Origin of the sequence: Fodinicurvata sp. EGI_FJ10296 (genome assembly GCF_040712075.1) — a bacterium.
Taxonomy (GTDB): Bacteria; Pseudomonadota; Alphaproteobacteria; order DSM-16000; family Inquilinaceae; genus JBFCVL01.
The window spans coordinates 206,527-224,007 of sequence record NZ_JBFCVL010000003.1 but is presented as its reverse complement, the minus strand read 5'-3'; the positions used below and the strand labels follow the sequence as shown (position 1 = coordinate 224,007).

The 17,481-nt window shown below is 63.4% G+C and carries 13 protein-coding genes; 4 read left to right on the top strand and 9 right to left on the bottom strand.

Features of this window, described 5'->3' with window-relative positions:
- Positions 1-105: 105 nt before the first annotated feature.
- Complete coding sequence (gltB, locus tag ABZ728_RS07235; RefSeq protein ID WP_366655423.1) at positions 106-4,713, bottom strand: glutamate synthase large subunit; 4,608 nt, start codon at positions 4,711-4,713, stop codon at positions 106-108.
- A gap of 69 nt (positions 4,714-4,782) precedes the next feature.
- A complete protein-coding gene (locus ABZ728_RS07230; protein WP_366655422.1) occupies positions 4,783-6,228 on the bottom strand; it encodes an NAD(P)-dependent oxidoreductase in 1,446 nt (481 codons plus the stop codon).
- A 486-nt stretch (positions 6,229-6,714) separates the two neighbouring features.
- Between ABZ728_RS07230 and ABZ728_RS07225 the strand changes: the two genes are divergently transcribed.
- A complete protein-coding gene (locus ABZ728_RS07225) occupies positions 6,715-7,728 on the top strand; it encodes an alpha/beta hydrolase-fold protein (RefSeq protein WP_366655421.1) in 1,014 nt (337 codons plus the stop codon).
- A gap of 22 nt (positions 7,729-7,750) precedes the next feature.
- Here ABZ728_RS07225 and ABZ728_RS07220 read toward each other — a convergent pair whose 3' ends face one another.
- A complete protein-coding gene (locus ABZ728_RS07220; protein ID WP_366655420.1) occupies positions 7,751-8,599 on the bottom strand; it encodes a hypothetical protein in 849 nt (282 codons plus the stop codon).
- A gap of 215 nt (positions 8,600-8,814) precedes the next feature.
- Between ABZ728_RS07220 and ABZ728_RS07215 the strand changes: the two genes are divergently transcribed.
- Genes ABZ728_RS07215 through ABZ728_RS07205 form a run of 3 tightly spaced genes read left to right on the top strand, consistent with a single transcriptional unit; the run spans position 8,815 to position 11,255 of the window.
- Positions 8,815-9,726: an SDR family oxidoreductase gene (locus tag ABZ728_RS07215; RefSeq protein ID WP_366655419.1), complete on the top strand. Its 912-nt coding sequence runs from the start codon at positions 8,815-8,817 to the stop codon at positions 9,724-9,726.
- A gap of 6 nt (positions 9,727-9,732) precedes the next feature.
- On the top strand, positions 9,733-10,317 hold the full coding sequence (locus ABZ728_RS07210; protein ID WP_366655418.1) for a nitroreductase: 585 nt from the start codon (positions 9,733-9,735) through the stop codon (positions 10,315-10,317).
- A 50-nt stretch (positions 10,318-10,367) separates the two neighbouring features.
- Positions 10,368-11,255, top strand: a complete 888-nt coding sequence (locus tag ABZ728_RS07205) for a hypothetical protein (RefSeq protein ID WP_366655417.1) — start codon at positions 10,368-10,370, stop codon at positions 11,253-11,255.
- 93 nt (positions 11,256-11,348) lie between these two features.
- On the opposite strand, the gene ABZ728_RS07200 is transcribed toward ABZ728_RS07205, so the two are convergent.
- The 6 genes from ABZ728_RS07200 to ABZ728_RS07175 form a co-directional block, all read right to left on the bottom strand.
- Positions 11,349-13,028: an ABC transporter substrate-binding protein gene (locus tag ABZ728_RS07200; RefSeq protein ID WP_366655721.1), complete on the bottom strand. Its 1,680-nt coding sequence runs from the start codon at positions 13,026-13,028 to the stop codon at positions 11,349-11,351.
- A 112-nt stretch (positions 13,029-13,140) separates the two neighbouring features.
- Positions 13,141-13,413, bottom strand: coding sequence for a DUF2160 domain-containing protein (locus ABZ728_RS07195; protein WP_366655416.1), 273 nt, complete (start codon positions 13,411-13,413; stop codon positions 13,141-13,143).
- Positions 13,414-13,427: 14 nt separating this feature from the next.
- The gene (locus ABZ728_RS07190) at positions 13,428-14,204 is read right to left on the bottom strand and encodes a carbohydrate ABC transporter permease (RefSeq protein ID WP_366655720.1); all 777 of its coding nucleotides are present in this window, start codon (positions 14,202-14,204) and stop codon (positions 13,428-13,430) included.
- Positions 14,205-14,281: 77 nt separating this feature from the next.
- Positions 14,282-15,154, bottom strand: coding sequence for a sugar ABC transporter permease (locus tag ABZ728_RS07185; RefSeq protein ID WP_366655415.1), 873 nt, complete (start codon positions 15,152-15,154; stop codon positions 14,282-14,284).
- Positions 15,154-16,260 (bottom strand): ABC transporter ATP-binding protein, encoded by a 1,107-nt coding sequence (locus ABZ728_RS07180; protein WP_366655414.1) that lies wholly within the window; start codon positions 16,258-16,260, stop codon positions 15,154-15,156. The genes ABZ728_RS07185 and ABZ728_RS07180 overlap by 1 nt, the downstream gene beginning before the upstream one ends.
- 86 nt (positions 16,261-16,346) lie before the next feature.
- The gene (locus ABZ728_RS07175; RefSeq protein ID WP_366655413.1) at positions 16,347-17,435 is read right to left on the bottom strand and encodes an ABC transporter ATP-binding protein; all 1,089 of its coding nucleotides are present in this window, start codon (positions 17,433-17,435) and stop codon (positions 16,347-16,349) included.
- Between the last annotated feature and the right edge of the window lie 46 nt (positions 17,436-17,481).

Here is a 17,481-nt window from a genome sequence, read left to right as displayed (position 1 = left end):
CTTTTCTTTCCGGGCGCGCCACGGTCAAGCCATGAAGAATCCCGCGCGGCGTTTTTTTGATGCCGCGCGGGATGCCAGAGAAATCTGGACGCTGCTGAATTGAGGTTATTCCGCCGGTTGGCGCAGCGCCGTGCCGTCTCTTGAATCGCCTGTGCTGCCGTCGTCCAGCGGATGTTCCAGGCGGCTCAGCATCTCCTTGGGGATGATCTGCCAGAACCGTCCGCGGATCAGCGGCCAGTCGTTCAGAAGCTGCTGGGCGTATTTCGACTGCGTCTCTGCGGCATGTTCGGTGACCAGATCGTGCAGCATCTTTTCGTAATGGCTGCTGGCGACCCGCTGCCAGATGACGTTGTCGGCGTTCACCCGATGCGGGAAAGTGCCGGTGTCGTCGTAGATGAAGGCCATGCCGCCGGTCATGCCGGCACCGAAATTGTCGCCGACCGGACCCAGGATGACCGCACAACCGCCGGTCATGTATTCGCAGGCATTCGATCCCGCCCCTTCGACCACCACCAGGGCGCCGGAGTTGCGCACGCAAAACCGCTCGCCCGCCTGGCCGGCGGCGAAGAGCTTGCCGGCCGTCGCGCCGTAGAGGACCGTGTTGCCTATTATGGTGTTCTCGTTGGATTTCAGCAGGCTGGCGGTCATCGGGCGAACGACGATCGTCGCCCCCGACAGCCCCTTGCCGACATAGTCGTTTGCGTCGCCGAACACTTCCAGCTTGAGACCCTGAACGCCGAAAGCGCCCAGCGATTGGCCGGCCGAGCCGCGCAGCCGGACGACGAGATGACCCGGCTTCAGCGTCTGCATGCCGAATTTCCGGGTGATCATGGCCGACAGCCGGGTGCCGATCGCCCGATGCGTGTTCTGGACGTTATAGGTGAGTTGCATCTTCTCGCCGTGGTCGAAGAGCGGGCTGGCGTCGCCGATCATTCGCGCGTCGAGGGTGTCCGGCACCTCGTTGCGGTCGACCATGGTGCAGTACATCGGCTGGTCGCCCGGGTCGGCCTTGACCAGCAGCGGGTTGAGGTCGAGATCGTCGAGATGGTCGGCGCCGCGGCTGACCTGATGCAGCAGTTCGGTGTGGCCAATAACCTCGTTCAGCGAGTTGTAGCCGAGTGAGGCGAGGATTTCGCGCACCTCTTCGGCCATGAAGGTGAACAGATTGACGACCTTTTCCGGCGACCCGGTGAATTTCGCCCGCAACGCCTTGTCCTGCGTGCACACGCCGACCGGACAGGTGTTGGAATGGCACTGCCGGACCATGATGCAGCCCATGGCCACCAGCGACGCCGTGCCGACGCCGTATTCCTCGCCGCCCAGAATGGCGGCGATGACCACGTCGCGGCCGGTCTTGATGCCGCCGTCAACGCGCAGGCGGATCCTGTGGCGCAGCTTGTTCAGCGTCAGCACCTGATGGACTTCGGACAGGCCCAGTTCCCATGGCGCACCGGCGTATTTGATCGATGTCTGCGGGCTGGCGCCGGTACCGCCGACATGGCCCGAGATCAGGATGTTGTCGGCGCCGGCCTTGGCGACGCCGGCGGCGATCGTGCCGATCCCGGCCCGCGACACCAGCTTTACGGTGACCTTGGCTTCGGGATTGATCTGCTTCAGATCGTAAATGAGCTGGGCCAGATCCTCGATCGAATAGATGTCGTGGTGCGGCGGCGGGCTGATCAGCATCACGCCTTCGGTGGCATGGCGCAGAGACGCGATTTCCGCCGTGACCTTGAAGCCGGGCAACTGCCCGCCCTCGCCGGGCTTGGCGCCCTGGGCCATCTTGATCTCGATCTCGCGGCACTGGTTCAGATATTCCGCCGTAACGCCGAACCGGCCGGATGCCACCTGCTTGATGGCCGAGTTCCAGTTGTCGCCGTTGCCGTCGGGGCGGAACCGCCGTGCGAACTCACCGCCTTCGCCGCTGTCGGATTTCGCGCCGATCCGGTTCATGGCGACGTTCAGCGTGCCGTGCGCCTCAGGACCCAGGGCGCCGAGCGACATCCCCGGCGTTACGAACCGCTTGCGGATTTCGGTGATGCTTTCGACTGACTCCGGGGTCTTGGCCACGCGGTCGGAGCGGAAGTCGAGCAGATCGCGCAGATTGATCGGGCCCTGGCGATAGACGCTTTCGGAGTATTTCTTGTAGGTCGAATAGCTGTCGTTCGCGCAGGCGTGCTGAAGCATGTGGATCAGTCCGCCCTCGTAGGCGTGCCGCTCGCCGCCCTGGCGATAGCGATAGAGCCCCCCGACCGGCAGCGTGATGACCTCCTCGTCGAAGGCGCGGGCATGCATCTCCAGGATTTTTTTCTGGATGCCATTAAGGCCGATGCCCGAGATGCGCGATGTCATGCCGGGGAAGAATTCCGACACCATCGAGCGGGAAAGGCCCACGGCTTCGAAGTTGCAGGCACCGCGATAGGACGAGATGATCGAGATGCCCATCTTGGACATGACCTTGAGCAGACCGTCATCCACCGCCTTCTTGAAGCGGCGCATGCAGTCTTCCAGGGTCACATCGCCGAACAATCCGCGCCGGTGGCGGTCGGCGATCGCTTCCTGAGCCAGATAGGCGTTGACGGTCGTTGCGCCGGCCCCGATCAGCACGGCGAAATAATGCACATCCATGCATTCCATCGACCGGACGTTCAGGGACGTAAAGGTCCGCAGCGACTGATTGATCAGATGGGTGTGAACGGCGCCCGTCGCCAGGATCATGGGCATCATGACCCGGTCCGGGCCGACACGTTCATCGGTCAGGATGACATGCAGGGCGCCGCCGCGCACGGCGTCCTCGGCCTCGCGGCAGATCCTGTTGACCGCGTCGCGCAACCCGGTATCGCCGCCGTCGACCGGAAAGGTGCAGTCGATCTCGGCTGCGGTGTCGCCGCCGGGCGTATTGGCCATGTACGAGCGCATGGCGTGATATTCCGCGGTCGACAATACCGGGCTTTCCAGCTGGAGCAGGTCGCACTGGGTGGCGTCCTCGTCCAGGATGTTGCCGAGATTGCCGAGCCTGGTACGCAGGCTCATGACGCGCCGTTCGCGCAGGCTGTCGATCGGCGGATTGGTCACCTGGCTGAAATTCTGGCGGAAGAAATGCTGCAGGCCGCGGTATTTTTCCGACAGGACGGCGATCGGGGTGTCGTCGCCCATCGAGCCCGTGGCTTCCTTGGCGTCCTCCACCATGGGGTGAAGGATAAGCTCGATGTCTTCCATGGTCAGGCCGACGGCGAGCTGGCGGCGGCGGAGCTGCTCGCGGTCGAACTGCACCGGCTCCATCTCGCGGCCGCGAATGAGCTGGTCTATGACCTGGATCCGGCTGACCCAGTCGCCATAGGGCTGACTATCCGCCAGCTTGTCCTTGATCTCGCGGTCCTTGTAGAGCCGGCCTTCCTCCAGGTCGACCGCGATCATCTGTCCGGGGCCGAGGCGGCCTTTCTCGATGACCTTGCTTTCGTCGGCGGGCACCATCCCGGCCTCGGAACCCGCAATCAGCAGATTGCCGCCGTCGGCGGACGTTCCGCCGGTCACGACATAGCGCATCGGGCGCAAGCCGTTGCGGTCCATGCCGCCCAGAACCCAGCGCCCGCCAGTGGCGGCGATGGCTGCGGGGCCGTCCCAGGGCTCCATGACGGCGTTGCAATAGCTGATCAGCGCGGCATGGTTGTCGGGCATGGCGCCGTCGCCGCCCATCGCCTCGGGGATCAGCAGCGCCTTGGCCATGGGCGCGATCCGGCCGCTGCGGCACAGAACCTCGAACACGGCGTCGAGTGCCGCGCTGTCTGATGAGCCGTCCTGCACGATCGGCTTCAGGTCGTCCATGCTGTCGGAGAAATACGGCGTCGTCATGCGGGTCTCGTGGGCCCGCATCCAGTTGACGTTGCCGCGCTGGGTGTTGATCTCTCCGTTATGGGCCAGCATCCGGAACGGCTGTGCCAGCCGCCAGGTCGGGAAGGTGTTGGTGGAATAGCGCTGGTGATAGATCGCGAAATTCGAGATGAACCGCGAGTCCCGGAGATCCGGATAGAAGGTCGACAGTTCCTCGGCCAGGAACATGCCTTTGTATATGACTGACCGGCAGCTGAGCGAGCAGATGTAGAAGTCATTGATGGCGGCCGCCTTGACGGCCTTTTCGATCCGGCGGCGGATGACGAACAGATCGCGTTCGAACTGTGCCTCGGGCACGTCGCGGATATTGGCGATGACGATCTGCTCGATCTCGGGCCGGGTCGTATTCGCCTTCTCGCCCAGAACGTCGACATTGATCGGCACCTGACGCCAACCATAGATATAATAGCCGACCTTTATGATCTCGGTTTCGACGATGCAACGGCAGCGCTCCTGCGCCTCGTAGTCGGTGCGCGGCAGAAAGACCATGCCGACGGCGACCGGGCCGTGCTTGGATTCGTGTCCGGTCCGGCGGACCACATCTTCGAAGAAGGCTTGCGGGATCTGCAAATGAATACCGGCGCCGTCACCCGTTCGGCCGTCGGCATCGACCGCGCCCCGGTGCCAGACAGCCTTCAGCGCGGCGATACCCGCTTCGACCACGTCGCGGCGGGACGAGCCGTCGATCGACGCGACGAAGCCGACGCCGCAGGCGTCGTGCTCGTCGGCGGGGTTATAGGCACCGCCGGCAACCAGACGGTCGCGGTTTTCCAGATAGCTGTCCACGAATTGACGGCCCTTGTCGGTGGGTTGCGTGCTCATGGGCTGTCTTCCTTTTAGCGGTCGACCTTGCGGTCTTGAAACAGGGGCGTTCGGCCGGAGGGCGGGCGGTTATTCGGCGGCGACCGCTTCTTCGGTCCGCGCCCGCTCCTTGAGCCACGCGTGCATGGCGTCGGCGGCGTCGCGGCCGTCGCGGATCGCCCACACGACCAGGCTGGCGCCACGGACGATGTCGCCGGCGGCGAACACACCGTCGAGATTGGTCATCATCGTCTTCCACGACACGCTGACGGTGCCCCAGCGGCTGACTTTCAGGTCCGGGCTGCCGAACAGCCCCGGCAGGTCTTCCGGGTCGAAGCCCAACGCCTTGATCACGATGTCGGCTTCAATCGTGAAGTCGCTGTCTTCGATCCGCTGCGGGCTTTGCCGGCCGCTGGAATCCGGTGCGCCCAGATGCATGCGATAGGCGCGGACGCCTTTGACCGCTTCGTCGCCGATGAAGGCTTCCGGTGCGGACTGCCAGATGAACTCGACGCCTTCTTCCTCGGCGTTGGCGACCTCGCGCTGGGAGCCCGGCATGTTCGCGCGATTGCGTCGGTAGAGGCATTTTACCGACGCGGCTTCCTGCCGGATGGCGGTGCGCACGCAATCCATGGCGGTGTCGCCGCCGCCGATGACGACGACGTGCTTGCCCCTGGCGTTCAGCTGCCCGTCCTCGAAGGCCGGAACATCGTCGCCCAGGCCCTTGCGGTTGCTGGCGGTCAGATAGTCCATCGCCGGCAGAACGTTTTTCAATCCCGCGCCGGGCGCCTGAAAGTCGCGGGCCTTGTAGACGCCGGTCGCGATCAGCAGCGCGTCGTGCTTGCCGCGCAGTTCTTCCAGGGTCGCGTCGCGACCGACTTCGAAATTCGTATGGAAAATGACGCCGCCGTCTTCGAGCCATGCAGTGCGCCGCTGAACGACCTCCTTTTCGAGTTTGAAATTGGGAATGCCATAGATCATCAGCCCGCCGACGCGGTCATACCGGTCGTAGACATGGACCTGATATCCCTGGCGGCGCAGTCTTTCGGCGGCGGCGAGACCGCCGGGTCCGGCGCCCACGACCCCGATCGACTGATCGCGCTCGCGCCGCGGCCGGATCGGCTTGACCCAGTCGTTGTCCCAGGCGGTGTCGGTGATGTATTTCTCGATCTGGCCGATGGTCACCGTGCCGTGTCCGGCCTGTTCGATGACGCAGTTGCCTTCGCACAGGCGGTCCTGCGGGCAGATCCGCCCGCAGATCTCCGGAAACGTGTTCGTCGCCTGAGAGACTTCGTAAGCCTCTTCCAGGCGGTTCTCTGCCGTCAGCATCAGCCAGTCGGGGATGTTGTTTTGCAGCGGGCAGTGCACCTGACAAAAGGGCACGCCGCATTGAGAGCACCGGCCGGCTTGCGTTTCGGCCTTTTCCTTGATGTACTCACCATATATTTCGTGCCAATCCGCCCGCCGTGCCTCTGCCGAGCGCTTGTCGGGCATCTCCTGGTCGGTAGTCACGAATTTCAGCATGTTGCCGGCCATGGCTTTTCCCCGCCGTATTGTTCGTGTTCGCCGGGTCGAGCGTTCCTCCGGCCGCCAGTCGGCGCCGGTCGCAATCGCCCGGATTCAATTCCTGATGCCTGCCTACGGTTCGCGCTGCGGCCAGTGCGGCGTGCCAAAGGGGCGGCAGCCGCCGAAACCGCAGACAAAAATCATCGCGCCATCGCAATCCGCGGGGCAATCCGCGGGCGCGTCGTAAACTTTCTACAGGATTTTCCGGGCCGACGCGAGAGGAAAATCGACTATAGGGCATAACTATTGACATATAAATCGGCCTGGACGCGGTCTGCCGCGATGAGGCAACCCAATGGTTCGTCGATCCCGGACAGATAGTACCAAATCGGACCTATTCCTGGTCGGCTAGCGGGCAGACTGGCCGACGGCGGCCTCTATATGCTATCGGACCGGAGACCAGATGGACTGACGGGTCGCCCTGGCAATCCCAGGGCCTTCGCCAAGGAGACAATCGTGCACAAACGCCCCATTCCCCCGGCCGGGACCGTCTCCCGGCTGTTTGTCGATAGCGCAGCCCTTGCCGGCAACATGCTGGACGATCCCACGTGCCGCGCCATCGACGTTTACGTGCCGGCCGGCCATGACGGAGCCGGACTGCCTTTGATGGTTGATCTGGCCGGTTTCACAGGCAGCGGGCTGGGACGCACGAGCTGGAAGAATTTCAGCGAAAATGTCCCGGAACGGCTGGACAGATTGATCCACACAGGCGTCATGCCGCCGGCGGTCGTGGCGTTTCCCGACGCCTTTACGCGGCTGGGCGGCAATCAGTACCTGGACTCGCCGGTTTTCGGGCGGTGGGAAGACTTCCTGGCGACCGACATGGTGAAGGCGGTCGAGGGCCGGTTCCGGTGCGGCGGCGCCGGTCGGCGCGGACTGTTCGGCAAATCTTCCGGTGGTTATGGGGCGCTGATGAATGCCATGCGCCACCCCTATGTCTGGTCGGCGGCGGCGTGCCATTCGGGCGATATGGGGTTCGATCTCTGTTATCTGCCGGACATGCCGGTGGTGCTGCGGGCGCTCGCCAGGCATGACGGGTCGGTCGAGCGGTTCATGACGGCCTTCGAAGACAGCGACAAGGTAGCCGGCAACGATATCCATGCACTGATGATCCTGGCCATGGCGGCGACCTATGATCCGGATTCCTCGGCACCTTTCGGGGTCCGCCTGCCGGTGACGACCGATACCTGCGAACTGGTGCCCGAGAGATGGCAGGCCTGGCTGGATCACGATCCGGCATTGATTGCCGGGCAGCACAAAGAGGCGTTGGCGTCGCTGGCGTTTCTGTTCATCGACTGCGGCGATGCCGACCAATACAACCTGCTTTACGGCGCCCGCCGCCTGAGCAGGTCGTTGATCGGGCATGGCGTCGATCACGAATATCAGGAGTTCTCCGGCACCCACAGCGGCGTGGAACACCGGCTCGATGTCAGCTTGCCGGCCATGGCGAGGGCACTGTCAGCGTCGTGAGGCGCGCCGGGCAGGCCGGCCGCTACCGGTCTGAACCGGGTGTCTCACCGCGATCGGGATCGACGGTGCGTCCGGTGTCCAGTGACTCCAGCGTGGCTTCGAGCCGGTCGAGATTGCGCCGCGCCGCATTGGCGGCGGCGCTGTCCGGATAAAGGGCGATCAACCGCACCCAGTCCGCCCGTGCGGCAGGAAGGCGGCCGGTATCGAGATTGGCAAGCCCTCGTTCCAGCAAGATCTCCGGCGGAGGTGTTTCCAGTTCCGGTCGGGCCAGAAGATCGACGGCGGCTTGAGGGTTGTTCCGGGCCCGAAACAGAGCCGCGCGGCGGACCAGTACCGCCGGCGCGTCGGGGTCGATTGACGCTGCGCGATCAAGCGACGTTTCGACGGCATTCAGATCGCGGGCCGACCACGCGAGATCCGCCGACAACAGCGACGCCGACATCAGGATGTCGTTGCGCGTCGGGTCGGCGGCCCCATTGACGATGGTTCCCAGAACCGACCGGGCTGCTTCGGGGTTGCCCGCCTGATGAAACAGACGGGCCGCTTCGAGGCGCAGACGATCACCGTGCAAACCATCCTTCTCTGCGTCAGCGTCGGTCTGCTCGGCCAGTCGCAGCAGCGCCGCTGCGGCGTCGGCGGGTCGATCGAGTGTCGTGTATGCCACGGCCCGACAATGGGCCGCGGCACGGGAGTGGCCGTCGGCAGCCAGCATGTCGGCCAAAGCAAGCGCGGCCTCACCGTCGCTGCGCGCGGTGCCGAGACAACTTTCGTAGTCGCGGGTCGCTGCTTCCGGCGGCGTATTCGATACTGCCGCGTGGGCCGGAAAATCAGCCACCGCGACCAGCAATGACCCCGCCGCTGCTACCGCCACCACCGGTCCGGACAGGACCGCGGGCACCGATGCCGAACGGACTGCGGGACATAGCGAAGCGAACACGCGTCTTGCCGCCTGACACAAGATTTTGCGCTCCCGTATGGAATGGATATACGAATGAGGAAGAATGCGGCGGGCAGGCTTGCCCCCGCCATGGGCGCCCGTCGTACAACCGATGCGGCACGATTGGCAAATATTAGGTGAGGGGCAACGTGAGCCGAGGGTCAACACCAAAATTCTTCTGCTTCGGTCTGGGCTTCTCAGGCGTGCGGGTCGCCCGTCGACTCCGTGAACGCGGATGGCCAGTCGGCGGTTCCGTTCGGACAGAGGAGAAAGCCGAGCGGCTTCGCGCCGAAGGTATCGACGCCATCGTCTTTACCGGGGATGGGTTAAAACCGGCTTCCGACGCGCTGGTCGCCGCCGTTGCCGGTGCGGATATCGTGCTGCAAAGCGCGGCCCCGCTGGAATCCGGCGATCCGGCGCTGCTGGCATTCGCGGACGCTCCGGGTGGCGGGAATGGCATCTGGGCCGGCAAAACGTGGATCGGCTATCTGTCCACGATCGGTGTCTATGGGGATCGCAAAGGGGAATGGACCGATGAAACGGTCCCGATCGCCGCACGGTCGGTTCGGGCGAAAAGACGCGCAGCGGCCGAAGCGGCGTGGACCGAAGCGGGCCGGGCTGCCGGCGTCCCGGTTCACATTTTCCGGCTACCGGGCATCTACGGGCCGGGCCGATCGGCCATCGATCAGGTCGAAGCCGGAACGGCGCGGCGAATCATCAAGCCGAATCAGGTGTTCAACCGCATTCACGTCGATGATCTCGCCGATGCCGTCGTCGCCTCCATCGACCGGCCGGGAATCGGTCCGGTATTCAATCTGTGCGACGACGAGCCGTCGCCGTCGGAACAGGTAATCGCCGAGGCCTGCCGCCTGCTGGGCGTCCCGATCCCGGAAGCCGTGGCGTTCGATGACGCCGACATGAGTCCGATGGCGCGCGATTTCTACAGCGAGAACAAGCGCATCTCGAACGCCCGGATGAAGAATCTGCTGGATGTGACGCTTGCCTATCCGACATACCGGGAAGGCTTGAGAGCGATTCTCGACGAGAGACGGAAGGATTGAAGAACGATGCCGGAAAACGAAGCGGTGCTGTCATTTCTGGAAGCACGACGGTCGGTGATGGTTCGCGATATGGTCGAGCCAGGGCCCGACGCGGCTTCGCTGGATCGCATCCTGAAGGTTGCCACCAGAGTTCCCGACCATGGCAAACTGACGCCCTGGCGGATCAAGATTCTCCACCGCGCGGGACAGGAAGCGCTCGGCGCCAGATTGGGTGAGATTTTCAAGCGCGACTATCCGGCGGCGAACGAAAACAAGATCGCGGTCGAGGCCGAACGCATGACCCGGGCGCCGCTGGTGCTTGCGGTGGTTTCGACGCCGGATGTCAACCATCCGAAGATCCCGGTACAGGAACAACTGCTGTCGGCCGGTCTCGTCTGCTACAACATCCTGTGTGCGGCGCTGGCCATGGGCTATGCCGCCCAGTGGATTACCGAGTGGCCGGCCTACAGCCCCGATGTCGTCGCCCATCTCGGCCACAACCCCGAAACCGACCGTATCGTCGGCTTCGTCTATCTGGGCACCGCCCGCGAACAGCCGACCGAACGCCCCCGGCCTGCGGTAGAGGATGTGGCCCGGGTCTGGGAAGGCTGAGGTCTGGGCTGGCTGATGAGCGGTGGGAAAACGGGGCAGGGAGGTGCTGGATGATGATCCGGAGATACGGGTACCTGTTTGCGAGCGGCCTGATCGGTGCTCTCATGAGCCCAGGCGCGCCGGCTCTTGCTGCGGCCGGCTGCCCCGACGGCACACAGGCGATCGCGGATGAAATCGTCATGGCCTGGCAGCATCGCGAGGCGATGTCCGCGCCCGCAATCGCCGATGGCGACCACGCCATTTGCGTTCAGAACGCCGTGGTGGCGGGTCTGGTCGATGACGGACAGCAACCGTCAGGCTGGAAAGTGGGCCTGACATCGGCGGCGGCGCAGGAGAATTTCGGCGTCGATCATCCGCTCGCCGGCCGCTTGCTGCCGGGATCGATTCTGGAGGACGGCGCAACCGTCTCGCGCGGCTTCGGTGGCCGACCAGTGGTCGAGGCAGATCTGATCGTGACGGTGGCCGATCCGGCGATCATGGAGGCAACGACGCCGCTCGAAGTCCTGGCCCATCTGGACTCCTTCGTGCCGTTCATCGAACTTCCCGACCTGATGGTTGCGGCGGGTGAGCCGATGTCGGCCGACGTGATCACGGCCATCAATGTCGGTGCGCGCACCGGAGTCGCGGGACCCGAAATATCTCTTTCGGCGACCGAGGAAACCGTCGACGCGCTGGGCGCCATGACCGTGCGCATCGAGGATGCGGGGAAGGTGGTCGCGGAAATCCCGGGCGCGGCCATTCTCGGCAATCCATTGAACGCCATGCTCTGGCTGACCGGCGAACTGGCCGCCCGAGGGCTGTCGCTGCAGGCGGGCGACCGCATCAGCCTCGGCAGCTTCGGGCCGCCCATGCAGCCGGTCGATCTCGAACGGCTGACGGTTACCTATATCGGACTTCCATTCGACACGGACCCGGCAGTCACCGTCGCCTTCGAATAGGGCCTTTCGCGTCGCCCGGGTTCATACGAGCCTGAAGCGCGTTGGCAGTGTGGCGGCGGGGACAAAAGTCCCCGCCGTTGAGCAAAGCGCCCGTTACTGCCAGGAAGCGACCAGCTCCTCGTAGGTAACGGTCTCGGGCTCCGGCTTCTCGTTTTCCAGCTCGGGCTTCGGCGAGCCCGGCTCGGAGAGCCAGTATTCAGCATCGCGCGGTTCGTTCAGGACCGGGCCGAGGTCGCCCTGCACGCCGGAGCGTTGCAGTCGGTCCATCACCTCTTCCTGCTGTTCGCACAGCGCGTCGAGGGCTTCCTGCGCCGTCGAGGCGCCGGACGACGCGTCGCCGATATTCTGCCACCACAATTGGGCCAGTCGCGGATAATCCGGCACGTTCAGGCCGGTATCCGACCAGCGGATGCGGTCAGGCGAACGATAGAACTCGACCAGTCCACCCAGTTCCGGTGCCCGTTCGGTGAAGCTTTCGTGCTGGATCGTCGACTCGCGCACGAAGGTCAGACCGACATGGGATTTCTTTGTGTCGACGGTCTGCGACGCAATGAACTGGGCATAGAGCCACGCCGCCTGTGCACGATCGACGGGCGTCGACTGCATCAGCGTGACCGAGCCGGCATCCTGATAGCCGACCTTCATGCCTTCTTCCCAATACGCGCCATGCGGCGAGGGGGCCATGCGCCAGCGCGGCGTGCCGTCCTCGTTCGTAACCGGCAGGTTCGGGCGGACCATGTCGGCCGTGAACGTCGTGTACCAGAAGATCTGCTGGGCGATGTTGCCCTGGGCCGGAACCGGACCGGATTCGGAGAAGTTCATCCCGGCAGCGGCCGGGGGCGCATAGTTCTGGAGCCAGTCAGTATAGCGTTCGATGGCATAGACCGCCGCCGGGCTGTTGGTCGCCCCACCGCGCGTGACGCAGGAGCCGACGGGCTGGTAGTCGTCATTAACCCGGATGCCCCATTCATCGACCGGAAAGCCGTTCGGCTCGCCGACATCGCCGGCGCCGGCCATGGACAGCCACGCATCGGTGAAGCGCCAGCCCAGCGACGGGTCGCGACGGCCATAGTCCATGTGGCCATAGACGGTCTCGCCGTCGATCTCGCGGCCGGTAAAGAACGCTGCGATGTCTTCATAGGCCGACCAGTTGACCGGCACGCCCAGTTCGTAACCGTACTCTTCCTCGAAATCGGCCATGATTTCGGGATCGGTGAACCAGTCGTGGCGGAACCAGTAGAGGTTGGCGAACTGCTGGATCGGAAGCTGGTAGAGCTTGCCGTCCGGCGCCGTGGCAAACGACAGGCCTATGAAGTCGTCGAGGTTCAGGTTCGGGTTGGTAACCTCGGCGCCCTCGCCATCCATCCAGTCGGTCAGGTTGCGGACCTGCTGATAGCGCCAGTGCGTCCCGATCAGGTCGGCATCGTTGACATACATGTCGTAGATGTTCTCGCCGGTCTGCATCTGGGTCTGCAGACGCTCGATGACGTCGCCTTCGCCGATCAGGTCGTGCGTGACCTCAATGCCCGTGATCGCCGAAAATGCCGGCGCCAGGACGCTGGCCTCGTATTCATGGGTGGTGATGGTTTCGGAGACGACATTGATGCTCATGCCCTGATAGGGCTCGGCGGCATCGATGAACCACTGCATCTCGGCTTCCTGATCTTCACGGCTCAGGACGGAGAGATCGCCGATTTCCGCGTCGAGGAACGCGCGCGCCGCCTCCATGTCCGCCATGGCCGGTCCGGCTACCGCGGACAGGGCCAATCCCATGGCCGTCGCCGATTTCAGAAGATAATTCACTGTTTCTCTCCCTTGGATTGAAGTTATGGTTATCCTGCGAGCCGTCTTGACAATGGTCGTCGCCGGCGCGCGGTCCTTCCGGTTACACCCAGCGGAAAACCGCTGCGGCGTAAATCAGGCATAGCCCGAGCGCCCACCATTGGGGTCCGCCAATCAGGCCGAGCCATGCCAGATTGATGAACGCGGAGCCGAGCAGCGTGATAAAGAGCCTGTCGCCCCGCGTGGTATCGATCCTGAGAACGCCCCGGCGCGGTGTCTCAGGATAGAGAACGCCGAGAACGGTGAAAGTCGTCAGCAGGCTGGCGATCACAATGAAGAAGATCGCCGTCGGCCATGTCCATGCCATCCATCCCATTTGTCGGCCCCCCCTCAGACCCGGCCCAGGGCAAAGCCCTTGGCGATGTAGTTGCGAACGAAATAGATCACGAGCGCGCCGGGAACGATCGTCAGCACACCGGCTGCCGCCAGCACGCCCCAGTCGAGGCCCGAGGCTGACACTGTGCGGGTCATGGTTGCGGCGATCGGTTTGGCGTTGACGCTGGTGAGCGTCCGGCTCAGCAGCAATTCGACCCAGCTGAACATGAAGCAGAAGAACGCGACCACGCCGATGCCGGATGCGATCAGCGGCATGAAGATCCGGACGAAGAACCTGGGGAATGAATAGCCGTCGATATAGGCCGTTTCATCGATTTCCTTGGGCACGCCGCGCATGAAGCCTTCGAGAATCCAGACTGCCAGCGGCACATTGAACAGGCAGTGGGCCAGGGCGACGGCGATATGGGTGTCGAACAGGCCAACGGAACTATAGAGCTGAAAGAACGGCAGCGCGAAGACAGCCGGCGGCGCCATTCGGTTGGTTAGCAGCCAGAAAAACAGATGCTTGTCGCCCATAAACCGGTATCGGCTGAAGGCATAGGCCGCAGGCAGGGCCACGGCGACCGACAGAACCGTGTTCATCACCACATAGATCAGGCTGTTGACATAGCCCATATACCAGGAGGAGTCGGTCAGGATGGTCAGGTAGTTGTCGAAGGTCAGGGCCTGCGGCCAGAGCGAGAACGTGTTCAGGATCTCGTTATTGGTCTTTAGGCTCATGTTGATCAGCCAGTAAATCGGCAGCAACATGAAGGTCAGGTACAGGACCATCACTACGGTTCCGACCCGGATTCCTGGCAGGGAAAAGGTTCGCTGCGCGGCGGGATTGCTTGCTGTCGTGACCGCCATCACTTGCCTCCCTGCTTATCGAGATTGACCATTATCGTGTAAAAGACCCAGCAAATCAGCAGAATGACCAGGAAGTACATGATCGAGAATGCGGCGGCCGGACCGACGTCGAACTGTCCGAGCGCCATCTTGACGAGGTCGATGGAGAGGAAGGTCGTCGCGCTGCCGGGACCGCCCCCGGTAATGACGAAGGGTTCGGTGTAGATCATGAAGCTGTCCATGAACCGCAGCAGTATCGCGATCAGCAGGACGCCCTGCATCTTGGGCAATTCGATATAGCGGAAGACCTTCCAGCGGCTGGCCTGATCGATCTCGGCGGCCTGGTAATAGGCCTGCGGGATCGACTGGAGCCCGGCATAGGCCAGCAGCGCGACCAGCGACGTCCAGTGCCAGACATCCATCACGACCAGCGTGATCCAGGCGGCAACGGCGTTCTGGGTGTAATTGTAGTTCACGCCGATCTGGTCGAGGGTGTAGCCGAGAAGGCCGATATCGACCCTTGCCAGGATCTGCCAGATCGTGCCGACGACGTTCCAGGGGATCAGCAGCGGCAACGCCATAAGCACCAGGCAGACCGACGCCCAGAACCCCTTTTTCGGCATCGACAGCGCCACGATGATGCCCAGCGGCACCTCGATCGCCAGAATGATGGCGGAGAACATGATCTGCCGGCCGAGGGCGCCGTGCATGCGCTCCGACGCCAGTATATCCCGGTACCAGTCCAGGCCTGCCCAGAAGAAGACGTTGTTGCCGAACGTGTCCTGGACCGAATAGTTGACGACGGTCATCAGCGGAATGATGGCCGAGAAGGCGACCAGGATCAGCACCGGCAGAACCAGGAGCCAGGCTTTGTTGTTGACCGGCTTTTCCATTACACCGCCTCCCTTTGCGGATCGTCGGTGGCCCCGATCGGCCCGACGCGCCAGTCGTCGACATAGACGTTCACCCGATCCGGGGCGAACGTGACCCGGTTCATGTCCGTTCCGATCGAGTGGCCTTCCTGTGCGATGACGTTTATCTCCGTACCGAAAAAGTCCGACCGGACGATCTGATGGCGACCGACATCCTCGACCCGGCGCACGCTGACCGGCAGGCCGTCGCCGTTCTGCGCCAGGCTGACGAATTCGGGGCGAATGCCGATCTGCACCCGGCCGGTCAGTTTCCCGTAAGCGTCGGCCAATGCGATCTGGTGTCCCCGCACATGGGCGACGTCGCCCTCGACCTCGGCATCGAGCAGGTTCATGCCCGGCGAGCCGATGAAATACCCGACGAAGGTATGCCCCGGCCTTTCGAACAGGGCCTCCGGCGTTCCGATCTGCACCACCCGGCCCTCGTGCATCACGACGACCTTGTCGGCGAAGGTCAGGGCCTCGGTCTGGTCGTGGGTCACATAGATCATGGTGTGGCCGAACTGCTGGTGCAGCGCCTTGAGCTGCGTGCGCAGCTCCCATTTCATATGCGGATCGATGACCGTCAGCGGCTCGTCGAACAGGATCGCGTTGACATCCTCGCGCACCATGCCCCGGCCGAGGCTGATCTTCTGTTTGGCATCGGCCGTCAGGCCCTGCGCCTTGGTTCTCAGAACGTCCTCAAGGCCGATCATGCGCGCGATGGCGTTGACGCGGTCGCGCACATAGGTGGCATCCATGCCCCGGTTACGCAGCGGAAAGGCCAGATTGTCGTGAACGCTCATCGTGTCGTAGACGACGGGAAACTGGAATACCTGGGCAATATTGCGTTCTGCAGTACGGGCATGAGTGACATCGCGGTCGTTGAACAGAATGCGCCCGCGCGACGGCGTCAGAAGGCCCGAGATGATGTTCAGCAGCGTCGACTTGCCGCACCCCGATGCCCCCAGCAAGGCATAGGCCTGACCGTCCTCCCAGACATGGTCCAGTTGCTTCAGCGCAAAGTCGTCGTCAGTCTGCGGCATTGGCAGATAGGAATGCGCCAGATTGTCGAGCGTGATCTTAGCCATCTCTCTCCCCATGGAACCGCAACCGGCTCCGGATTTATTCTTTGGGCCCGAGGCTTGAGACCGGAATCCTGAAACCGGATTCCGGTCTAGGCCGCAATCGCATAGGACGCGGGCGCGACGAGCCGCCCGTCATCCGCGAATACATAAATGTGCGCCGGGTCCAGATAAATCGGCATCCGCACGCCCGGTTGCAGATTCTGGACGCCGTGGACGAGGCCGACCCACCGCTCGGACTCGTAGTCGAGGTGAACGAATGTCTCCGAGCCCGTGATTTCCGTCACCTTCAGCGCGCAATCGAACGCGATCGCATCGGCGCTATGACGGTGCATCTCCAGATGATTGGGCCGGAATCCGGCCAGATATCGGCCATCGTCCAGTCCGGCGAGGGCTCCTGTTGCCGGGCAGCTCTTGCTTCCACCGAAGATCAGCCGGTTGCCGGTCTTGGACATGGCGATGAAGTTCATCGGCGGATCGGAGAAGACCCTTGCGGTCGTCGTGTCGGCCGGATTGCGATAGACCTCCGGCGTCGGCCCGAATTGCGTCACCCGGCCTTCCCAAAGGGCCACCGTGTTTCCGCCCAGCAGCAGGGCCTCTTCCGGCTCTGTCGTGGCATAGACGAAGACGGCGCCGGATTCGGCGAAGATCTTCGGAATCTCGGCCCGCAGTTCCTCGCGCAGTTTGTAGTCCAGATTGGCCAGCGGCTCGTCCAGCAGAACGAGACCGGCGTCCTTGACCAGTGCCCGCGCCAGCGCGCATCGCTGTTGCTGCCCGCCGGACAGCTCCAGCGGCTTGCGGTCCAGCATGGGCGTCAGCCTGAGCATGTCGGCTGTTTTGTGTACGGCCCGGTCGATTTCGGCCTTCGGTTTTCCCATCAGCCGGAGCGGCGATGCGATGTTCTCAAAGACCGACATGGACGGATAATTGATGAATTGCTGATAGACCATCGCCACCTTGCGGTCCTGGACCCGCACGCCGGTAACGTCTTGTCCTTCCCACAGAACGCGCCCGCTTGCGGGCTTGTCGAGACCGGCCATGAGGCGCATCAGTGTCGTCTTGCCCGACAGCGTCGGTCCAAGCAGGACGTTCATCGTTCCCCTGTCCAGGGTCAGCGTCGTCGGGTGCATGTGCACCAGACCGTCCACTGTCTTGCTGACGGCATCGAGCGTCAGTCCCATACCCGTTCCTCCCTTGGACGCACCCGATTACCGGGTGTCGTTCCTG

Excerpts from the sequence above, each read along its gene's own strand:
- ABZ728_RS07175 (WP_366655413.1), bottom strand. The coding sequence starts at position 17,435 with ATGGGACTGACGCTCGATGCCGTCAGCAAGACAGTGGACGGTCTGGTG.
- ABZ728_RS07205 (WP_366655417.1), top strand. The coding sequence starts at position 10,368 with ATGATGATCCGGAGATACGGGTACCTGTTTGCGAGCGGCCTGATCGGT.
- ABZ728_RS07210 (WP_366655418.1), top strand. The coding sequence starts at position 9,733 with ATGCCGGAAAACGAAGCGGTGCTGTCATTTCTGGAAGCACGACGGTCG.
- ABZ728_RS07230 (WP_366655422.1), bottom strand. The coding sequence starts at position 6,228 with ATGGCCGGCAACATGCTGAAATTCGTGACTACCGACCAGGAGATGCCC.
- ABZ728_RS07200 (WP_366655721.1), bottom strand. The coding sequence starts at position 13,028 with ATGGGATTGGCCCTGTCCGCGGTAGCCGGACCGGCCATGGCGGACATG.
- ABZ728_RS07195 (WP_366655416.1), bottom strand. The coding sequence starts at position 13,413 with ATGGGATGGATGGCATGGACATGGCCGACGGCGATCTTCTTCATTGTG.
- gltB (WP_366655423.1), bottom strand. The coding sequence starts at position 4,713 with ATGAGCACGCAACCCACCGACAAGGGCCGTCAATTCGTGGACAGCTAT.
- ABZ728_RS07180 (WP_366655414.1), bottom strand. The coding sequence starts at position 16,260 with ATGGCTAAGATCACGCTCGACAATCTGGCGCATTCCTATCTGCCAATG.
- ABZ728_RS07185 (WP_366655415.1), bottom strand. The coding sequence starts at position 15,154 with ATGGAAAAGCCGGTCAACAACAAAGCCTGGCTCCTGGTTCTGCCGGTG.
- ABZ728_RS07190 (WP_366655720.1), bottom strand. The coding sequence starts at position 14,204 with ATGGTCCTGTACCTGACCTTCATGTTGCTGCCGATTTACTGGCTGATC.